This window comes from Streptomyces aureocirculatus (assembly GCF_000720475.1).
GTDB classification, from domain to species: Bacteria; Actinomycetota; Actinomycetes; order Streptomycetales; family Streptomycetaceae; genus Streptomyces; species Streptomyces aureocirculatus.
The window spans coordinates 146,443-164,207 of the sequence record NZ_JOAP01000002.1 but is presented as its reverse complement, the minus strand read 5'-3'; the positions used below and the strand labels follow the sequence as shown (position 1 = coordinate 164,207).

The window sequence follows — 17,765 nt, the reverse complement described above, 5'->3', positions numbered from 1 at the left end:
CTCATGAGCACGAATCCGTTCGACGACACCAGCGGCACGTTCCTCGTGCTGGTCAACGACGAGGACCAGCACTCCCTGTGGCCCTCGTTCGCCGATGTCCCCGCGGGCTGGACGTCCGTCTTCGGCCCCGACGAGCGCCAGAAGTGCCTGGAGCACGTCGAGCAGAACTGGACCGACCTGCGGCCCAGGAGCCTGCGCGAGGCCATGGCCGCCGCGTAGCACCGCCTGATCAGGGGAGGGAGGCAGGCCCCGGCCACCGGCCGGGGCGTGCCCCCCTCCCGCCCTCCCCGTAACCCAGACAGACCCGGCCGGCGAGAGTCGGTGCAGGACAAGGAGTTATTTCGTGTACGACGTGATTGTGGTCGGGGCGCGGTGTGCTGGATCTCCGGCGGCGCTGCAGCTCGCACGGGCCGGCTACCGGGTGCTCATGGTCGAACGCAGCAAGTTCCCCAAGGACACACTGTCGACGCTGTACATCCACCAGCCGGGCGTCGCGCTCCTGGACCAGTGGGGCGTCCTGCCGGAGGTGATCGCCACCGGCTGCCCGCCCCTGGACAGGGCCACGTACACCGCCGGCGACATTCGCGTCCAGGGGGTCTCCTGGCCCGTCGACGGCCAGCAGGCGGCCTACGCGCCGCGGCGCTTCCTCCTCGACCAGATCCTGGCGCGGGCCGCCGTCGACGCCGGTGCCGAGCTGCGCGAGAACTGCTCGGTCACCGACCTCGTCTTCGAGGACGACCGGGTCGTGGGCGTCCGGCTGAGCTCCGGCGGGACCGAGACGGTCGAACGCGCCCGGCTCGTCATCGGCGCCGACGGCATGCGGTCGACGGTCGCGGCGAAGGTGCAGGCACCGCACGAGGTCGAGGCACCCACCCTCACCTGCTGCTACTACAGCTACTGGTCAGGACTGCCCGCCGAGTTCCGGCTCTACCACACCCCAGGGAGCTGGGTCGGCACCGTACCGACCAACGACGGCGCGACGCTGGTGGCGGCGTACTTCCCACAGGCCGAGTTCGCGGCCCTCAAGGGCGAGGGACTCAAGGCCCTGCTCGACAGCGCCGAGCGGACCGCGCCCGAGGTGCGTGCCGAGATGGACAAGGGCGAGCAGGTCGAGCGCCTCTTCGGCACCGGCAACCAGCTCAACTTCTTCCGCAAGGCCGCCGGGCCCGGCTGGGCCCTCATCGGTGACGCCGGACACCACAAGGACTCCATCACGGCCCGCGGCATCACCGACGCCTTCCTCCAGGCCCAGCTCCTCGTCGAGTGCGTGGGCGACAGCCTCCAGGACCCGGAGCGCCTGGACAAGGCGCTCGGGGAGTTCGCCGAGGAGCGCACCGAGATGCTCGTCCCGGACTACAAGAGCACGCTCAAGACGGCCGAGCTGAACCCGCCGGAGCACCACCTGGAGATGCTGCGCGCCATCGCCACGAGCGGCGACCTGTCCGACCGCTACTTCTCGACGCTCTCGGGCGCCTGCCCGATCGAGGAGTTCGTCACCGAGGAACTCCTGGACCTGATGGACGAGATGAGCGACGCCTGAGCGCGACCCCCGGGCGCCCGCGGGCGCCCGGGGCGCCCGGGGGAGGGGCCGAGGAAGAAAACCGGAGGGAACCCGAGGGAACCCGAGGGAACCCGAGGGAACCCGAGGGAAGGTGTGCTGGTCAACGCCCAGTAGAGTGCTTTTCCCCCGGGTATCTTCCCTGAGATCCCCTGGGTGTCTCCCTTGAGACGCTCCCCGCCCCCGAAGCCCGAGGTGTCGACCAGTGAGCCCCGCACGACCAGGACCGGCCGCCCTGACCGTCGTCGGCATCGGGGCCGACGGCTGGGAGGGGATCACGGACGCCGCCCGCGCGGCCCTGCTCGACGCGGAGGTCCTGATCGGCGGCCCGCGGCAACTGGACCTGCTGCCGTCCCGGTGCGCCGGGGAGCGGATCACCTGGCCCTCGCCGCTGCGCCCCGCCGTGCCCGCGCTGCTCGCCGCCCACGCGGGACGCCGTGTCGCCGTCCTCGCCAGCGGCGACCCCATGTTCCACGGCATCGGGCGGGCCCTCACCGAAGAACTCGGCGCCACCGCGGTACGCGTACTCCCGCACCCCTCCTCCGTGTCCCACGCCTGCGCACGGCTCGGCTGGCCGCAGGAGGACGTGGAGGTCGTCACGCTCGTCGGGCGCCCCGCCGGACGCCTCGCCGCCGCCCTGCACGAGGGCCGCAGGCTGCTCGTGCTCAGCGTGGACGCCACGGGCCCCGGCACCGTCGCCGCCCTGCTGCGCGACCGCGGCTACGGCCCGAGCCGGATGCGGGTCCTCGAACAGCTCGGCGGCGCGCGGGAACGGACCACCGCCGAGTCCACCGCCGACACCTGGGCAGAGCCCCCCGGCGACGCCCTCAACATCGTCGCCGTCACCTGCCACCGCGACCCGGACGCCCTCCGGCTCGGCGCCGTGCCCGGGCTCCCCGACACGGCGTACGAGCACGACGGCCAGCTCACCAAGCGGCACATCCGCGCCGCCACGCTCGGCGCGCTCGCGCCCGCCCCCGGCGAGCTCCTGTGGGACGTCGGCGGCGGCTCCGGCTCGATCGCCGTCGAGTGGATGCGCACCCACCCCACCTGCCGCGCGGTCACCGTGGAGCGCGATGCCGTACGGGCCGAACGCATCACCCGTAACGCCGAACGGCTCGGCGTGCCCGCCCTGCGCGTCGTCACCGGCGCCGCGCCCGCCGCCCTCGCCGGGCTGCCGCGGCCCGACGCCGTGTTCATCGGCGGCGGACTCACCGCGCCGGGCCTGCTCGACGCCTGCTGGGCGGCGCTCGCACCCGGCGGCCGCCTGGTCGCCAACACCGTGACCCTGGAGTCCGAGGCACTGCTCGCCGACGCCCACCGCCGCCACGGCGGCGAACTCGTACGCCTCGCGGTGGCCCACGCCGTGCCGGTGGGCGGCTTCACCGGGTGGCGGCAGGCGATGCCGGTGACACAGTGGTCGGCGCAGAAGCCCACGGGGGCCGCGGAGCCCTCCGCCGAGGCTCCGGCGGCGTCCTCCGCCCAGGCTTCCGCGACACCCTCCGCCCAGCCTTCCGCCGCACCCTCCGCCCCGCCCGCCCAGACCCCCGACGGACCCCCCGACCGCGCAGGAGCAGCCACATGACCGTGTACTTCATCGGTGCGGGACCCGGTGCCGCCGACCTGATCACGGTGCGGGGCGCCCGGACGCTCGCCGCCTGCCGGGTGTGTCTGTACGCGGGCAGTCTGGTGCCGCGCGAACTGCTCGCCGAATGCCCGCCGGACGCACGGCTCGTGGACACCGCGCAGCTCGACCTGGACGAGATCACCGCCGAGCTGGTCCGCGCCCACGAACAGGGACAGGACGTGGCCCGGCTGCACTCCGGGGACCCGTCGGTGTTCAGCGCGGTGGCCGAGCAGATGCGGCGCCTCGACGCGGCGGGGGTGCCCTACGAGGTGGTGCCCGGTGTGCCCGCCTTCGCCGCCGCTGCCGCCGCCCTGAAGCGGGAGCTGACGGTGCCGACCGTCGGCCAGACCGTCGTCCTCACCCGGGTCGCCCACAGCGCGACCGCCATGCCCGAGGGCGAGGACCTGGCCACCCTCGGCCGCAGTGGCGCGCTGATCGTGCTGCACCTGGCCGCCAGGTACGTGGACCGCGTGGTGGAGGAACTGCTCCCGCACTACGGCGCCGACTGCCCGGCCGCGGTCGTGGCCTACGCCTCCCGCCCCGAGGAAGTGGTCCTGCGCGGCACCCTCGACGAGATCGCCGCGAAGGTGACGGAAGCGGGCATCCTGCGCACCGCGGTCATCATGGTGGGCCGGACCCTCGGCGCGGAGCAGTTCCGCGACAGCCACCTGTACTCGCCGGAGCGCGAGCGGCACGTGTGCTGAGTGCTCCGCGAGGGGAGCGGGGCGGCACGTGTGCTGAGCGCTCCGCGAGGGGTGCGGGGCGGCACGTGTGCTGAGTGCTCCGCGAGGGGTGCCGCGTGCTCAGGCCACCGTGCTGCGGCCCACCACGGTCCCTGCCCTGTCGATGCAGATGACGTCCACCGCGACCGGCGCCCCGCGCAGCACGGCGAGCGCCTCGTCCCGCGCGGCCACCGCGACCAGGTCGCCAAGGGCGATCCCGGCCCCCTGGCAGAGCTGGAGCGCGGCGAGTCCGGTGTTGGCGTCCGCCACCGCGGCCGCGAGGGCCTCGTCCGCGCCGCCGCGCCGGGCGAGGGCGGCGAGGAAGCCCTTGTCGACCTGGGAGCGCGCGGAGTGCAGATCGAGGTGTCCCGCCGCGAGCTTGGACAGTTTGGCGAACCCGCCGCAGATCGTCAGGCGGTCCACGGGGTGGCGGCGGATGTACTTCAGGACCGCGCCCGCGAAGTCGCCCATGTCCAGCAGGGCGTCCTCGGGCAGTTGGTGTTCGGCGACGACCGTCTTCTCCGACGTCGACCCCGTGCACCCCGCGACATGGGTGCGCCCCGCCGCGCGCGCCACGTCCACGCCCCGGCGGATGGAGTCGATCCACGCCGAGCAGGAGTACGGCACCACGATGCCGGTGGTGCCGAGCACGGAAAGACCGCCGAGGATGCCGAGCCGCGGGTTCCAGGTGGACCTGGCGATCTCCTCGCCGTGGTCGACGGCGATGGTGACCTCGACGTCGGCGCTGCCGCCGTGGAGCGCGGCGACGGCGGCGACGTGGTCCCGCATCATCTGCCGGGGCACGGGGTTGACCGCCGGTTCCCCCACGGGCAGCGGCAGACCGGGACGGGTGACCGTGCCCACGCCGGGGCCCGCCCTGAAGACCACCCCGGACCCCGGCGGCAGCCGCCGCACCGTGGCCCGCACGAGCGCGCCGTGCGTGACGTCGGGATCGTCGCCCGCGTCCTTCACCACCCCCGCCATGGCGTACGCGCCGGTCAGTTCCTCGGTCGCGAGCGCGAACGCGGGGGTCTGCCCCCGGGGCAGGGTGATGGTCACCGGGTCGGGGAAGTCGCCGGTCAGGAGGGCGGTGTACGCGGCGGTCGTGGCGGCGGTCGCGCAGGCACCGGTCGTCCAGCCGGGCCGCAGACCGGTGTGCTCCAACTGGGCGCCGCGGCCGCCCTTCGCGGCGCGGGCGCCTTTCGTGGCGGGGGCGCCCGACGCCGCGTCGTCGGTGGGCCGCGTGGCGCCGCCGTCACGTACTGACTTGTCACTCATGAACGGACCCGGACTCTCGTGCACGTACTGATTCTCGGCGGAACGACGGAGGCCCGGCACCTGGCCGAGCGGCTGCACGGCCTGCCCGAGCTGCCGGGCCTCGAACTGACCAGTTCCCTCGCGGGCCGGGTCGCGAGCCCCCGGCTGCCCGTGGGACAGGTGCGGGTCGGCGGCTTCGGGGGCGCCGACGGGCTCGCCGACTGGCTGCGCGCGCACCGCGTGGACCTGCTCGTCGACGCCACGCACCCGTTCGCGCGGACGATGAGTTTCCACGCGGCGCGGGCCGCGGCCGCCGCCCGCGTTCCCCTCCTCGGCCTGCGCAGGCCCGGCTGGGACCCGGTCGACGGCGACGTGTGGCACGAGGCGGGCTCGCTCGGCGAGGCCGCGGAGCTGCTGCCCGCGCTCGGCCGCAGGGTGTTCCTGACGACCGGACGCATGGGCCTCGCCGCGTTCGCGGACCTGGACGACCTGTGGTTCCTCATGCGGTCGGTGGACGCGCCCGAGGCCCCGCACCCGGCGCACATGGAGGTGCTGCTCGACCGGGGCCCCTTCACGCTCGAAGGGGAACGCGCGCTGCTCCGCGAGCACGCCATCGACGTCGTCGTGACGAAGGACAGCGGCGGAGCGGCCACCGCGCCGAAGCTGACCGCCGCCCGCGAGGCCGGAATTCCCGTGGTCGTGGTGCGCAGGCCGCCGGTGCCCGAGGGCGTCCCGGTCGTGCCGGACCCGGAGACGGCGGCCCGCCGGATCATCGCGTACCTCGCGGGGGGCGTACCGCCCGGGACGGAGTGAGACCACCCGGACCGGACCGGACCGGTCCGGAACGGGGAGCGGCGGCCTCTCCGCCCCGGGGCGACGCGGCACGCGCCCCCGAGCCCGCGGGTACCGGGACGGGAACCCGGTCTCCGGGTACGGGTATGCCGCCCGGTCTCCGGGCCCGGAGACCGAGCGCAGACACACCCCCCGAGCCCCGGGTACCGGGACGGGAACCCGGTCTCCGGGTACGGGCGTGCCGCCCGGTCTCCGGGCCCGGAGACCGGGCGCAGACACAGCCCCGAGCCGCGGGTACCGGGACGGGAACCCGGTCTCCGGGTACGGGCGTGCCGCCCGGCCTCCGGGCCCGGAGACCGAGCGCAGACACACCCCCCGAGCCCCGGGTACCGGGACGGGAACCCGGTCTCCGGGTACGGGCGTGCCGCTCGGTCTCCGGGCCCGGAGACCGAGCGCAGACACAGCCCCGAGCCGCGGGTACCGGGACGGGAACTGGGTCTCCGGGTACGGGCGTGCCGCCCGGCCTCCGGGCGCAGACCCCCCGGGCACCGGCACCGCCCCCCCCGAGCCCCGGGCACCGGACCCTCACGCCTCCGGATAGCGGCGCGGTGTCCAGACGATCTCCTCGCCGTCCCCGCGCCGCACGGCCCGCGTCTGCGACGAGCCGACAAGCAGGACGGTGCGCATGTCGACCTCGGCCGGGTCCAGGTCCGCGAGGCGGACGATCCGTACCCGTTCACCGGAGCCGCCGACGTCGCGGGCGACGACCACCGGGGTGTCAGGAGCACGGTGTTCCAGGAGGAGTTCGCGGGCCTTGCCGACCTGCCAGGTGCGGCTGCGGGAGCCGGGGTTGTACAGGGCGAGGACCAGGTCGGCGGCGGTGGCCGCGCGCAGCCGCTCCGCTATGACCTCCCACGGCTTGAGCCGGTCGGACAGGGAGATGGTGGCGTAGTCGTGGCCGAGCGGGGCGCCCGCGCGGGCGGCGGCCGCGTTGGCGGCGGTCACCCCGGGAAGGACCCGCACCGGCACGTCCGTGTACCGCGGCTGTGCGGCGACCTCCAGGACGGCCGTCGCCATGGCGAAGATTCCGGGGTCGCCGCCGGAGACGACCGCGACCCGCCGCCCGCGCCGGGCCAGGTCGAGAGCGAACTCGGCGCGCTCGGACTCCACCCGGTTGTCGGAGCCGTGCCGCTCCTGACCGGGACGGTGCGGCACCCGGTCCAGATACGTGGTGTAGCCGACCAGGTCGTCGGCGGCGGCCAGGGCCCCGCGCGTCTCGGGCGTCAGCCACAGCGGCCCGGCGGGGCCCGTCCCCACCACGACGACCTCACCGCGGGCCCGCTCCCGCGGCTCCGCGCCGACCCGGCTCGGCAGCACGGCCACCGAGAAGTACGGCACCGAATCCTCGGCCACGTCCGCGAGCCGCGCGGTGCGCTCCCCGTCCATGGTGGCCCGCTCGACGTAACGGGCCTCGTCCAGACGGCCCGAACCCGCCAGCGCCCGCCGCACCTTGGGGAAGGTGCGGCCAAGCTTCATGACCACCGCCGCGTCCGTCGCGGCGAGCCGGGCGGTCAGCTCCTCCTCGGGCAGCGTGCCCGGCAGGATCGTCAGGACCTCCTCGCCCTCGACGAGCGGGGTGCCGAGGCGGGCCGCGGCCGCGGACACCGAGGTGACGCCGGGGATCACCTCGGTGTCGTAGCGCCCGGTGAGCCGCTTGTGCATGTGCATGTACGAGCCGTAGAAGAGCGGGTCGCCCTCCGCGAGGACCGCGACGGTGCGCCCCGCGTCGAGGTGCGCGGCGAGCCGGGCCGCCGCCTCGGCGTAGAACTCCTCCATGGCGCCCCGGTAGCCGCCCGGGTGATCGGTGGTCTCCGTCGTGACGGGATAGACGAGGCGTTCCTCGATGTGGTCGGCGCGGATGTGCCGCGCCGCGATCGAGCGGGCGATGGACCGGCCGTGCCGGGCGCTGTGGTACGCGATCACATCCGCATCGGCGATGACCTCGACCGCCCGCACGGTCATCAGGGACGGGTCGCCGGGGCCGAGCCCGACCCCGTACAGCTTGGCGCTCATTCTTCCTCGCTCGCAATCGCGTTCAGTGCGGCGGCGGCGATGGCGCTGCCGCCGCGACGGCCCCGCACGACCAGATGTTCCAGACCGAGGGACTGCGCCGCCAGGGCGTCCTTGGACTCGGCCGCGCCGATGAAGCCGACCGGCACACCGATGACGGCGGCGGGCCGCGGCGCGCCGTCCCGGATCATCTCCAGGAGCCGGAACAGCGCGGTGGGCGCGTTGCCGACGGCGACCACGGAACCTTCGAGGCGGTCGCGCCACAGCTCCATCGCGGCGGCGCTGCGGGTGGTGCCCAGCTTCGCGGCGAGGTCCGGCACGGCCGGGTCGGACAGGGTGCACAGCACGTCGTTGTCCGCGGGCAGCCGCTTGCGGGTCACTCCGCTCGCGACCATCTGCACGTCGCAGAAGACGGGCGCGCCGGCACGGAGGGCGGCGCGGGCCCGGGCCACGACATCCGGGCTGTACACGAGGTCCTTTACGAGGTCGACCATCCCGCAGGCGTGGATCATCCGGACCGCGACCTGGCTGACGTCGGCGGGGAGTGCCGCGAGATCCGCCTCCGCGCGGATGGTGGCGAAGGACTGGCGGTAGATGGCCGCGCCGTCCTTCTCGTAGTCGTAGGTCGTCACGGTGTTCTTCTCGCTGCTCTCGGTCGTCGTGAGGGTCATGTCGTGCAAGTCATGTCGTACGGGTCATGTCGTGCGGGTCATGGGGTCAGGGGCGTGGGGTGATCGTCGCCAGGGCGGCGGCGAGTCGGGAGGGGTCGTCGAGGTCGACGGTGCGCGGGGTGCGTTCCCCGGCGGCGGCTGGCGGGGCACCCGCGGGGGCGGCCACCGAAAGCCGGTAGCCACCGCCGTCGTCCGCGGCGATCACGTCGATGTGCTCGCCCCGGGGGTGCCCGCAGCGCCGTTCGCATCCGGACCAGTACAGGGGCAGGCTGTCGGACGGGACCTCGGTGAGGGTCCGGCCGGCGTCCGCCCGTACGTCTGTGCGGGACTTGGCGCATCCGGGCCTGCCGATGCAGGCGCCGACAAGGAGCCAGGGAGAGTCGCCCTCCGTGACGAGGCCGACGGCCGACAGGCGCGCCCGCGCCTCGTCGACCCGGTCCGCGCCCCGGCCCGGTGTGGGCACGACGACGCCACGCCACGGGGTCAACCGCAGCTCACCGGCGGGGGAGTGGGCGGCAAGGCGCGTCAACTCCTGCCACTGGAGGGCCGAGAGGCGGCCGAGCGGAGCGTGCACGGACAGCGCGGCGAAGTCCCCCACGACGCCGGGCACCGGACCGCCGTCGGGCACCGAAGCGCCGCCGGGCACCGGACCGCCGTCGGGCACCGGACCACCGCCGGGCGCCGAAGCGCCGTCCGCCCCCGAAGCGCCGCCGGGCACCGGACCACCGCCGGGCGCCGGACCACCGCCGGTGCCCGCCGCGCCCGGGGCCCGCGCGCGGCCGGTGTGGACGATGCCGTCGGCCGTCAGCCGCGCGCCGACCTGCCGCAGCAACGCGCCGTCGGCGAGCGCGAGTTCGTCCACCCGCCAGGCCTTGGCGCCGCAGGATCGCACGGCCGCGAGGAACTCCTCCGCGGCCACCAGCGCGGCGCGGGCCGCATCCGCGCCGGAGACGTGCAGCGCCGCGGCGCCCGAGCCGAGGCTCAGCAGCGCGCCGCCGTCCGCGACCGCGCGCAGCGTCACGTCCGCGTCGAGCCCGGCCACGTCCCCGCGGCCGTCGTCGAGCGCGAACAGGAACCGGCCCGAGAGGGCGGGCGCCGCCTCGCTGGCGCACAGCGCCGCGTCGAGGGACGCGAGCCAGGGCCGCACGTCCCGCAGGCCGTGCGCGTCGAGGCCGGACAGGGGCGAGGCCACGATGTTGCGCACCCGCTCGTGCGCGGCGGACGGCAGCAGCCCCGCCGCGTCGAGCAGCTCGGCGAGCTGCGCGCCGCAGGCGTCGCGCAGCCCCCGCAACTGGATGTTGCCGCGCGAGGTGAGATGCAACTCACCGTCGCCGAACCGCCGGGCCGCGCTCATGAGCGCCTCCGCCTGCCGGACGGTCAGTACACCGCCGGGAACACGGACCCTGGCGAGCGCGCCGTCGTGCGCCTCATGCAGCCGCAGCGTGCCGGGACAGGCGTCACCGCGGTCCCGTGTGGCCGCTGTGGCCTGGGACGATGAGGGAAGGGGAGCCGTGGTCACGGCGGCGAGCATACCTACGATCACATCGGGTGCACCTTCTCCATGTGCCCGGTCGCGGCCTACTATGCTCCTCGGTGGATCATTCGGTCCGCCATCGCCAGACGGCGACAGGGGAGGAAGCCGGTGTGAATCCGGCGCGGTCCCGCCACTGTGAGTCCGGCCCCCAGGGGCCGGGCGAGTCAGGAACTCCCGCCGTCAGACACCGCCCGGGGCGCGGACCCCGAGGAAGGCCAGACACCGCATGCTGCCCGCATCCGGGGACACCGCCCCGTCCCCCCGCATCCTGCTCCTGTCGACCTCCGACACGGACCTGCTCAGCGCCCGCGCGGCGGCAGGACCGGTCCGCTACCGCTTCGCCAACCCGGCGCGGCTGCCCCTCGAAGACCTCCCAGGGCTGCTCGACGGCGTCGACCTCGTCGTCGTACGCCTCCTCGGCGGCATCCGCGCCTGGCAGGACGGCCTGGACCTGCTGCTCGCCGACGGCCGCCCGGTCGTCGTCCTCACCGGCGAACAGGCCCCCGACGCCCAGCTCATGGCGGCGTCCACCGTGCCCGTCGGGATCGCCGCGGAGGCGCACGCCTACCTCGCGCACGGCGGCCCGGGGAACCTGGAGCAGCTCGCGCGCTTCCTCTCCGACACCGTGCTGCTCACCGGTCACGGCTTCGACGCGCCCGCCGCCGCGCCGAGCTGGGGCCCGCTGGAGCGCACGCCCCGCGCCGGCGTCGAGGGCCCCGTCGTGGCGGTGCTCTACTACCGCGCCCACCACATGAGCGGCAACACCGCCTTCGTCGACGCGCTGTGCGACGCCGTCGAGGACGCGGGCGCCAGGCCGCTGCCGCTGTACGTCGCCTCGCTGCGCGCCCCCGAGCCCGAGCTGATCGAGCAGTTGCGGGCCGTCGACGTCATCGTCACCACGGTCCTCGCGGCGGGCGGCACCAAGCCCGCCGATGCGTCCGCGGGCGGCGACGACGAGTCCTGGGACGCGGGCGCGCTGACCACCCTGGACGTGCCCATCCTCCAGGCCCTGTGCCTGACCGGATCCAGGGCCGCCTGGGAGGACAACGACGAGGGCGTCTCGCCGCTCGACGCCGCGAGCCAGATCGCGGTGCCCGAGTTCGACGGGCGTCTGATCACCGTCCCGTTCTCCTTCAAGGAGATCGACGCCGACGGCCTGCCCGCGTACGTCGCCGACCCCGAGCGCGCCGCCCGCGTCGCCGGGATCGCCGTACGGCACGCCAGGCTCCGCCACATCCCCGCCGCCGACAAGCGCATCGCGCTCGTGCTCTCCGCCTATCCGACCAAGCACTCCCGCATCGGCAACGCGGTCGGCCTCGACACGCCCGCGAGTGCCGTGGCCCTGCTGCGCCGCCTGCGCGAGGAGGGCTACGACTTCGGCGACACCGAGGTGCCAGGACTGGTCTCCGGCGACGGCGACGAGCTGATCCGCGCGCTGATCGAGGCGGGCGGCCACGACCAGGACTGGCTCACCGAGGAGCAGCTCGCCCGCAACCCGGTGCGGATCCCGGCGGCCGACTACCGGCGCTGGTACGCGACCCTGCCCGAGGAGCTGCGCACCGCCGTCGAGGAGCACTGGGGTCCCGCGCCCGGCGAGATGTTCGTCGACCGCAGCGGCAACCCGGACGGCGACATCGTCCTCGCGGCCCTGCGCTTCGGCAATCTGCTGATCCTCATCCAGCCGCCGCGCGGCTTCGGCCAGAACCCGATCGCGATCTACCACGACCCGGACCTGCCGCCCTCGCACCACTATCTGGCCGCCTACCGCTGGATCGCCGCGGCCGCCGAGGACGGCGGCTTCGGCGCCGACGCGATGATCCACCTGGGCAAGCACGGCAACCTGGAGTGGCTGCCCGGCAAGAACGCGGGCCTGTCCGCGGCCTGCGGCCCGGATGCCGCGCTCGGTGATCTGCCGCTGATCTACCCGTTCCTGGTCAACGACCCGGGGGAGGGCACCCAGGCCAAGCGCCGGGTGCACGCCACGCTCATCGACCACCTCGTCCCGCCGATGGCCCGCGCCGACTCCTACGGCGACATCGCGCGCCTGGAGCAGCTCCTGGACGAGTACGCCCAGATCTCCTCGATGGACCCGGCCAAGCTCCCGGCGATCCGGGCGCAGATCTGGACCCTCATCCAGGCCGCCAAGCTGGACCACGACCTCGGCCTCGACGACCGGCCCGACGACGACGGCTTCGACGACTTCCTGCTGCACGTCGACGGCTGGCTGTGCGAGGTCAAGGACGCCCAGATCCGCGACGGCCTGCACGTGCTCGGCACGCCGCCCGCGGCCGGTGACCGCGTCAACCTCGTCCTCGCCATCCTGCGCGCCCGCCAGATCTGGGGCGGCACCACGGCCCTGCCCGGGCTGCGCGAGGCGCTCGGCCTGGACGAGTCCGCGGCGACCCGCACCACCGCCGACGAGGCGGAGGCCAAGGCCCGCGCCCTGGTGGAGCGGATGGAGCAGCTCGGCTGGGACCCGGACGCCGTGCCCGAGGGGCACAGCGAACAGGTCACCGCCATCCTGGAGTTCGCCGCCCGCGAGGTCGTCCCGCGCCTGGCGGCGACCACCGCGGAGCTGGACCACGCCGTGCACGCCCTCAACGGCGGCTTCGTGCCCGCGGGCCCGTCGGGCTCGCCGCTGCGCGGCCTGGTCAACGTGCTGCCGACCGGCCGCAACTTCTACTCCGTCGACCCCAAGGCCGTGCCCTCGCGCCTCGCCTGGGAGACGGGGCAGGCCCTCGCCGACTCGCTCCTGGAGCGCTACCGCTCCGACAACGGCACCTGGCCCACGTCCGTCGGCCTCTCCCTGTGGGGTACGAGCGCCATGCGCACGGCGGGCGACGACGTGGCCGAGGCCCTCGCGCTGCTCGGTGTCCGCCCGGTCTGGGACGACGCGTCCCGCCGTGTGACGGGCCTCGAACCCGTTCCGTACGAGGAGCTGGGCCGCCCCCGCATCGACGTCACGCTGCGCATCTCGGGCTTCTTCCGCGACGCCTTCCCGCACACCATCGGGCTGCTCGACGACGCGGTGCGGATGGCGGCCGCCCTGGACGAGCCCGCCGAGGTCAACCACGTGCGCGCGCACGTACAGGCCGACCTCGCCGAGCACGGTGACGAACGCCGCGCCACGACCCGTATCTTCGGCTCACGCCCCGGCACGTACGGCGCGGGTCTGCTCCAGCTCATCGACTCCCGGGACTGGCGCACCGACGCCGACCTCGCCGAGGTCTACACGGTGTGGGGCGGCTACGCCTACGGCCGTGAGCTCGAAGGCCGTCCCGCGCGCGAGGAGATGGAGACGGCGTACAAGCGCATCGCGGTCGCGGCGAAGAACACCGACACCCGCGAGCACGACATCGCCGACTCCGACGACTACTTCCAGTACCACGGCGGCATGGTCGCCACGGTCCGTGCCCTGCGCGGCACGGCCCCCGAGGCGTACATCGGCGACTCGACGCGGCCGGAGACGGTCCGCACCCGCACCCTGGTGGAGGAGACGTCGCGCGTCTTCAGGGCCCGGGTCGTCAACCCCAAGTGGATCGAGGCGATGCGCCGCCACGGATACAAGGGTGCCTTCGAACTCGCCGCCACCGTCGACTACCTCTTCGGCTACGACGCCACCACGGGCGTCATCGCCGACTGGATGTACGACAAGCTCACCGAGACCTACGTCCTGGACCCGGAGAACCGCGCGTTCCTCCAGCAGGCCAACCCCTGGGCGCTGCACGGGATCGCCGAGCGCCTCCTCGAAGCCGAGTCCCGCGGCATGTGGGCCAAGCCCGACCCCGCGGTGCTCGAAGCGCTGCGGCAGGCCTACCTGGAGACCGAGGGGGACCTCGAGGGCGAGGACTGAGCACCGCCCCCGCCCCGCCTCCGCTCCTGCGGACACTGACCGCTCCCGGACGGCGTTGTCGTCGTCAGGGAGCGGAACCAGCCATCCTCACGCGGCTTTCATCGTTCCTGTGGCCGCCCCGGGTTCCCGGGGCGGCCACAGGCGCGCGCCGCGATGTCAGGTGGCCCTGATGTCTTGGCATGGTCCTTCCGGCGCCCCTCACATCACATCTGACCCATGAGTCGCGGCAGTCCCAAGGCGCCCGGCGGAATTCTTTCCTCCCCTTGGCTTCCGCTCTGCCCTCCGTGCGACGCCGTGCCGCACCGCGCTTTTCGGTCACCGCCTCCGACGCCTTGTAGCCCGCTCAGCGGCCTGGCTACGATCCCGCTCGTTTCACTTTCTACACACGTCTCCACAAGTGCTTCATGTTTGTGAGGGGGGTTGCGTGGAGCCACAGGCGCAGGCGGACATACCGGACCGCGACGGCGAGTTACCGCGGCCCCGGCCGGCCCGGGGCACCCCTTCCCGTGACTTCCGCCTCTTCTGGTGGGCCAACGCCGCCGACGCGCTCGGCACCCAGGCGTCCGGCATCGTCCTGCCGCTGCTGCTCCTCTCCCTCGGCCACTCCGCGCAGACCGCCGGGCTCGTAGCCGGGCTCTCGCCGGCCGCCGGGATCCTGCTCGGCCCGCTCGCCGCGATCCCCGCCGACCGCGGCGCCCGCAAGACCATCATGTTCTGGTCCGCCGCGGTCTCCGCCCTCGCCATGGGCTCCGTCGCCCTGCTGCTCGCCCTCGGACATCTCACGCTTCCGCACCTCCTGGCCGCGGTCCTCGTCGAACGGTTCGCCACCGCCTGCCACGAGGCCGCCTCGCGCGGCACCGTCGCCCTGATCTGCCCGCCCGCCGACCAGCCCCGCGCGGTCGCCCGGCTCGCCGCCGCCGACCAGGGCGCCCTGATCCTCGGCCCGGCCGTCGGCGGCGCCGCCTACCAGCTCACGCGTGCGCTGCCCTTCGTGGCCGACGCCGTCTCGTACGCTGTCACCGCCGTCTGCGTACGTGGCATGCGCGCCGAGCTGACGGCCCCGGCGGAGCCCTCCGGCGACGGACTGCTCCGCGAGGCCGCGGCGGGCCTTCGGCTGGTGCGCCAACAGCCCCTGCTCCGGCTCGTCCTGGTGTGGATCGCGCTCGTCAACGGCGTGGCCGTCGCGCTGTACTACGCCGCCGTGTTCGCCCTGGACCGCTCCGGCGCGGACGCGCTGTCCCTCGGCGCCGTCCTCGGGGTCTCCGGCGCCGCGGGGCTCGCCGGTTCGCTCGCCGCGCCCCGGGCAGCGAAGCGGGTGGGCGCCGCCCGCCTCCTCACCGCCGTGACCTGGCTGCTGGTACCGCTCACCGCGGTGCTCGCCACCGCCACCGGGCCCTGGACGTACGGGGTGCTGCTCGGCGCTATCTGTCTGCTCGTGCCGCTGCCCGCGGTGGTCCTCCAGGCGCGGGTGCTCCTCGTGACCGAAGCCGCGGTGCAGGCGCGCGTCGGCGCGGTGCTCGCGACGGCCTCCGGCGGGACCGCCGCGCTCGCCCCGGTGCTGGCCGGTCTGTTCGCGGACCGGGTGGACACCGCCGCACCCGCACTCGGCTGCGCCGCCCTGCTCGTCCTGCTCGCCGTGCACACCACCCGGCGGGCCGCCCTCGCGGAGGCCGCCGCATGAGCCGTTTCCAGGTGTACCGGGCCGCCCTGCCCGAGGTGTGCGCCGCTCAGCCGCACCGGATGGTCTTCACCTCCGACGCCGACGGCCGCTGCGAGGTCTTCACCTGGGACGCCACGACACGCCGCGCCCGCCGGGTCACCGACAGGCCGGGCGGCACCCTGCACGGCGCGATCGACCAGGACGCCCGCGTCTGGTGGTTCGCCGAGGACGCCCGGGGGGTCGGACACTGGCGCTTCAAGGCCTTCACGGGCGGCCCCGACCGGCCCGGCCTCACCGGGGTACCGGAGGGGACCGCGCGGGGGCTCGCTGTCCCGTACGGCGCCGTCCCCGGTGCGCCCGCCTCCGCTGTCCCGTATGGCGCCGTCCCCGGTGCGCCCGCCTCCGCCGTCCCGTATGGCGCCGTCCCCGGTGCGCCCGCCACCGCCGTCCCGTATGGCGCCGTCCCCGGCGCGCCCGCCACCACCGTCCCGCCCGCCACCCTCCGCCACCCCGCCCGCACCGGCGAACCCCTCGTCGCCATCGGCATCGGCCTGGACGACAGCACCACGGTCCGTCTCGGGTGGCGCGGCGGCCCCGGCCGTGAGGTGACGCGCGTCGACGGACCCGCCGCCCTCGCCGGACTCACCCCCGCGGGCGACCTGCTGGCCCTCACGCGGGCCGCCGACTCGCCCCGTGCCGTCACCGTCCTGACCACCGCGGGCACCGTGGTCGCGGAGCTGCCCGGCGACGGCCCGCACGGCAGGCTGTGGGCCCTCGGGTTCGCGCCCGCGGGGCCGCACCCCACGCTGCTCCTCGTCCGGGAGCGAGAGGACCGCTATCTGCTCGCCACCTGGAGCCCCGCGACCGGCACCACCACCCACGACCGGTGCGCCTTCGACACCCAGATCACCGCCCGCTGGTACCCGGACGGCCACTCCGTGCTCATCCGCCAGGACCGCCACGGCCGCTCCCTGCTGCACCGCGCCCACCTGGCGAGCCGCACCCTCGACCCGGTGCCCACCCCGCCCGGCACCCTCCTCGACGCGGCCCCACGCCCCGGCGGCGACCTGCACACCCTCTGGACCGACACCGCGCACCCGCCACGGATGACCTCCACCGCGGGCACCCCGCTGCCGCCGCTCGGCACCGTCGCGGGCCGGGTCCCCGGCACCCTGCGGGACGTCCGCACGCCAGGGCCCGACGGCGCGGTGCACACCCTGCTCAGCCTCCCCGAGGACGGCCGCGGCCCGCACCCCGCCGTGTTCCTGGTGCACGGCGGCCCCGCCGACCACGACCGGGACGCCTACGACGGCACCGTGCACTCGCTGGTCGCCTCCGGCTTCGCCGTGGCCCGGGTCAACTACCGCGGCTCCACCGGCTACGGCCCCCGCTGGCAGCGCGCCTTCGGCGACGGCGTCGGCCACACCCAGGTCGCCGACCTCGCCGCCGTGCACGCCGACCTCACCGCGCGCGGCCTGATCCGCCCGGACGTGACCGGCCTGTGGGGCACCTCCTGGGGCGGCTACCTCGTCCTGCTCGCCCTCGGCACCAGGCCGGGCCTGTGGCGGGCGGGCGTAGCGGTGAAACCGGTCGCCGACTACGCCGCCGCCCACGCGTCGTCCACCCCCGCCCTGCGGGCCCTGGACGAGCGCCTGTTCGGCGGCACCCCCGAGCAGGTGCCCGAACGCTACGCCCACAGCTCCCCGATCCGGTACGCGGACCGCGTACAGGACCCGCTCCTGGTCGTCGCGGCCACGCACGACACCAAGTGCCCCGCCGGCCAGGTCCGTTCCTACCTCGCCGCCCTCGACGCGAACGGTGCCCGGCACGAGTCCCTGTGGCTGGACTCCGGGCACGACGGCTACGAAGGCGGCGACCACGTGGCCGTGCTGCGCCGCGCCGTGCTCTTCCTCGACCGGGAGCTGCGCCGCACCGCCCGCACCACCCCACCCAGACGCCCCGCTCCGCACGGAGAGGGGTCGGCGCACCACACCGTCACGCACTGACATCACCGAGAGGAG

At 74.9% G+C, this 17,765-nt stretch carries 12 protein-coding genes and 1 riboswitch; of the genes, 8 read left to right on the top strand and 4 right to left on the bottom strand.

What is annotated here, in order from left to right:
• Positions 1–3 precede the first annotated feature (3 nt).
• The 4 genes from IG78_RS0102665 to cobM all read left to right on the top strand — a co-directional run bounded on the left by IG78_RS0102665 (position 4) and on the right by cobM (position 3,889).
• On the top strand, positions 4–219 hold the full coding sequence (locus IG78_RS0102665) for an MbtH family protein (RefSeq protein WP_030559422.1): 216 nt from the start codon (positions 4–6) through the stop codon (positions 217–219).
• Between the two features lie 124 nt (positions 220–343).
• Positions 344–1,540, top strand: a complete 1,197-nt coding sequence (locus tag IG78_RS0102660) for an NAD(P)/FAD-dependent oxidoreductase (protein ID WP_030559421.1) — start codon at positions 344–346, stop codon at positions 1,538–1,540.
• Positions 1,541–1,763: 223 nt separating this feature from the next.
• On the top strand, positions 1,764–3,143 hold the full coding sequence (gene cbiE / locus IG78_RS0102655) for a precorrin-6y C5,15-methyltransferase (decarboxylating) subunit CbiE (RefSeq protein WP_078965098.1): 1,380 nt from the start codon (positions 1,764–1,766) through the stop codon (positions 3,141–3,143).
• Positions 3,140–3,889, top strand: coding sequence for a precorrin-4 C(11)-methyltransferase (gene cobM, locus IG78_RS0102650; RefSeq protein WP_030559419.1), 750 nt, complete (start codon positions 3,140–3,142; stop codon positions 3,887–3,889). The genes cbiE and cobM overlap by 4 nt, the downstream gene beginning before the upstream one ends.
• Positions 3,890–3,988: 99 nt before the next feature.
• On the opposite strand, the gene IG78_RS0102645 is transcribed toward cobM, so the two are convergent.
• A complete protein-coding gene (locus IG78_RS0102645) occupies positions 3,989–5,185 on the bottom strand; it encodes a cobalt-precorrin-5B (C(1))-methyltransferase (protein WP_078965116.1) in 1,197 nt (398 codons plus the stop codon).
• An 18-nt stretch (positions 5,186–5,203) separates the two neighbouring features.
• Between IG78_RS0102645 and IG78_RS0102640 the strand changes: the two genes are divergently transcribed.
• Positions 5,204–5,977, top strand: coding sequence for a cobalt-precorrin-6A reductase (locus IG78_RS0102640; protein ID WP_030559416.1), 774 nt, complete (start codon positions 5,204–5,206; stop codon positions 5,975–5,977).
• 564 nt (positions 5,978–6,541) lie between these two features.
• Here IG78_RS0102640 and IG78_RS0102635 read toward each other — a convergent pair.
• The 3 genes from IG78_RS0102635 to cobG are packed head-to-tail and all read right to left on the bottom strand — an operon-like array spanning position 6,542 to position 10,228.
• Positions 6,542–8,029 carry a precorrin-2 C(20)-methyltransferase gene (locus IG78_RS0102635; protein ID WP_030559413.1) on the bottom strand — a complete coding sequence of 496 codons (1,488 nt, stop codon included), beginning with the start codon at positions 8,027–8,029 and terminating at the stop codon, positions 6,542–6,544.
• Positions 8,026–8,697: a precorrin-8X methylmutase gene (locus IG78_RS0102630; protein WP_051852315.1), complete on the bottom strand. Its 672-nt coding sequence runs from the start codon at positions 8,695–8,697 to the stop codon at positions 8,026–8,028. Before IG78_RS0102630 ends, IG78_RS0102635 begins: the two co-directional genes overlap by 4 nt.
• Positions 8,698–8,743: 46 nt before the next feature.
• Positions 8,744–10,228 carry a precorrin-3B synthase gene (gene cobG / locus IG78_RS0102625; RefSeq protein WP_199813257.1) on the bottom strand — a complete coding sequence of 495 codons (1,485 nt, stop codon included), beginning with the start codon at positions 10,226–10,228 and terminating at the stop codon, positions 8,744–8,746.
• Between the two features lie 55 nt (positions 10,229–10,283).
• A riboswitch (cobalamin riboswitch) is annotated at positions 10,284–10,427 on the top strand.
• Positions 10,428–10,457: 30 nt separating this feature from the next.
• Between cobG and cobN the strand changes: the two genes are divergently transcribed.
• The 3 genes from cobN to IG78_RS41625 all read left to right on the top strand — a co-directional run bounded on the left by cobN (position 10,458) and on the right by IG78_RS41625 (position 17,750).
• Positions 10,458–14,084, top strand: a complete 3,627-nt coding sequence (gene cobN / locus IG78_RS0102620) for a cobaltochelatase subunit CobN (RefSeq protein ID WP_030559409.1) — start codon at positions 10,458–10,460, stop codon at positions 14,082–14,084.
• 424 nt (positions 14,085–14,508) lie between these two features.
• Positions 14,509–15,765: an MFS transporter gene (locus tag IG78_RS0102615; protein WP_225882065.1), complete on the top strand. Its 1,257-nt coding sequence runs from the start codon at positions 14,509–14,511 to the stop codon at positions 15,763–15,765.
• Positions 15,762–17,750: an alpha/beta hydrolase family protein gene (locus tag IG78_RS41625; protein ID WP_051852314.1), complete on the top strand. Its 1,989-nt coding sequence runs from the start codon at positions 15,762–15,764 to the stop codon at positions 17,748–17,750. The genes IG78_RS0102615 and IG78_RS41625 overlap by 4 nt, the downstream gene beginning before the upstream one ends.
• Positions 17,751–17,765 lie beyond the last annotated feature (15 nt).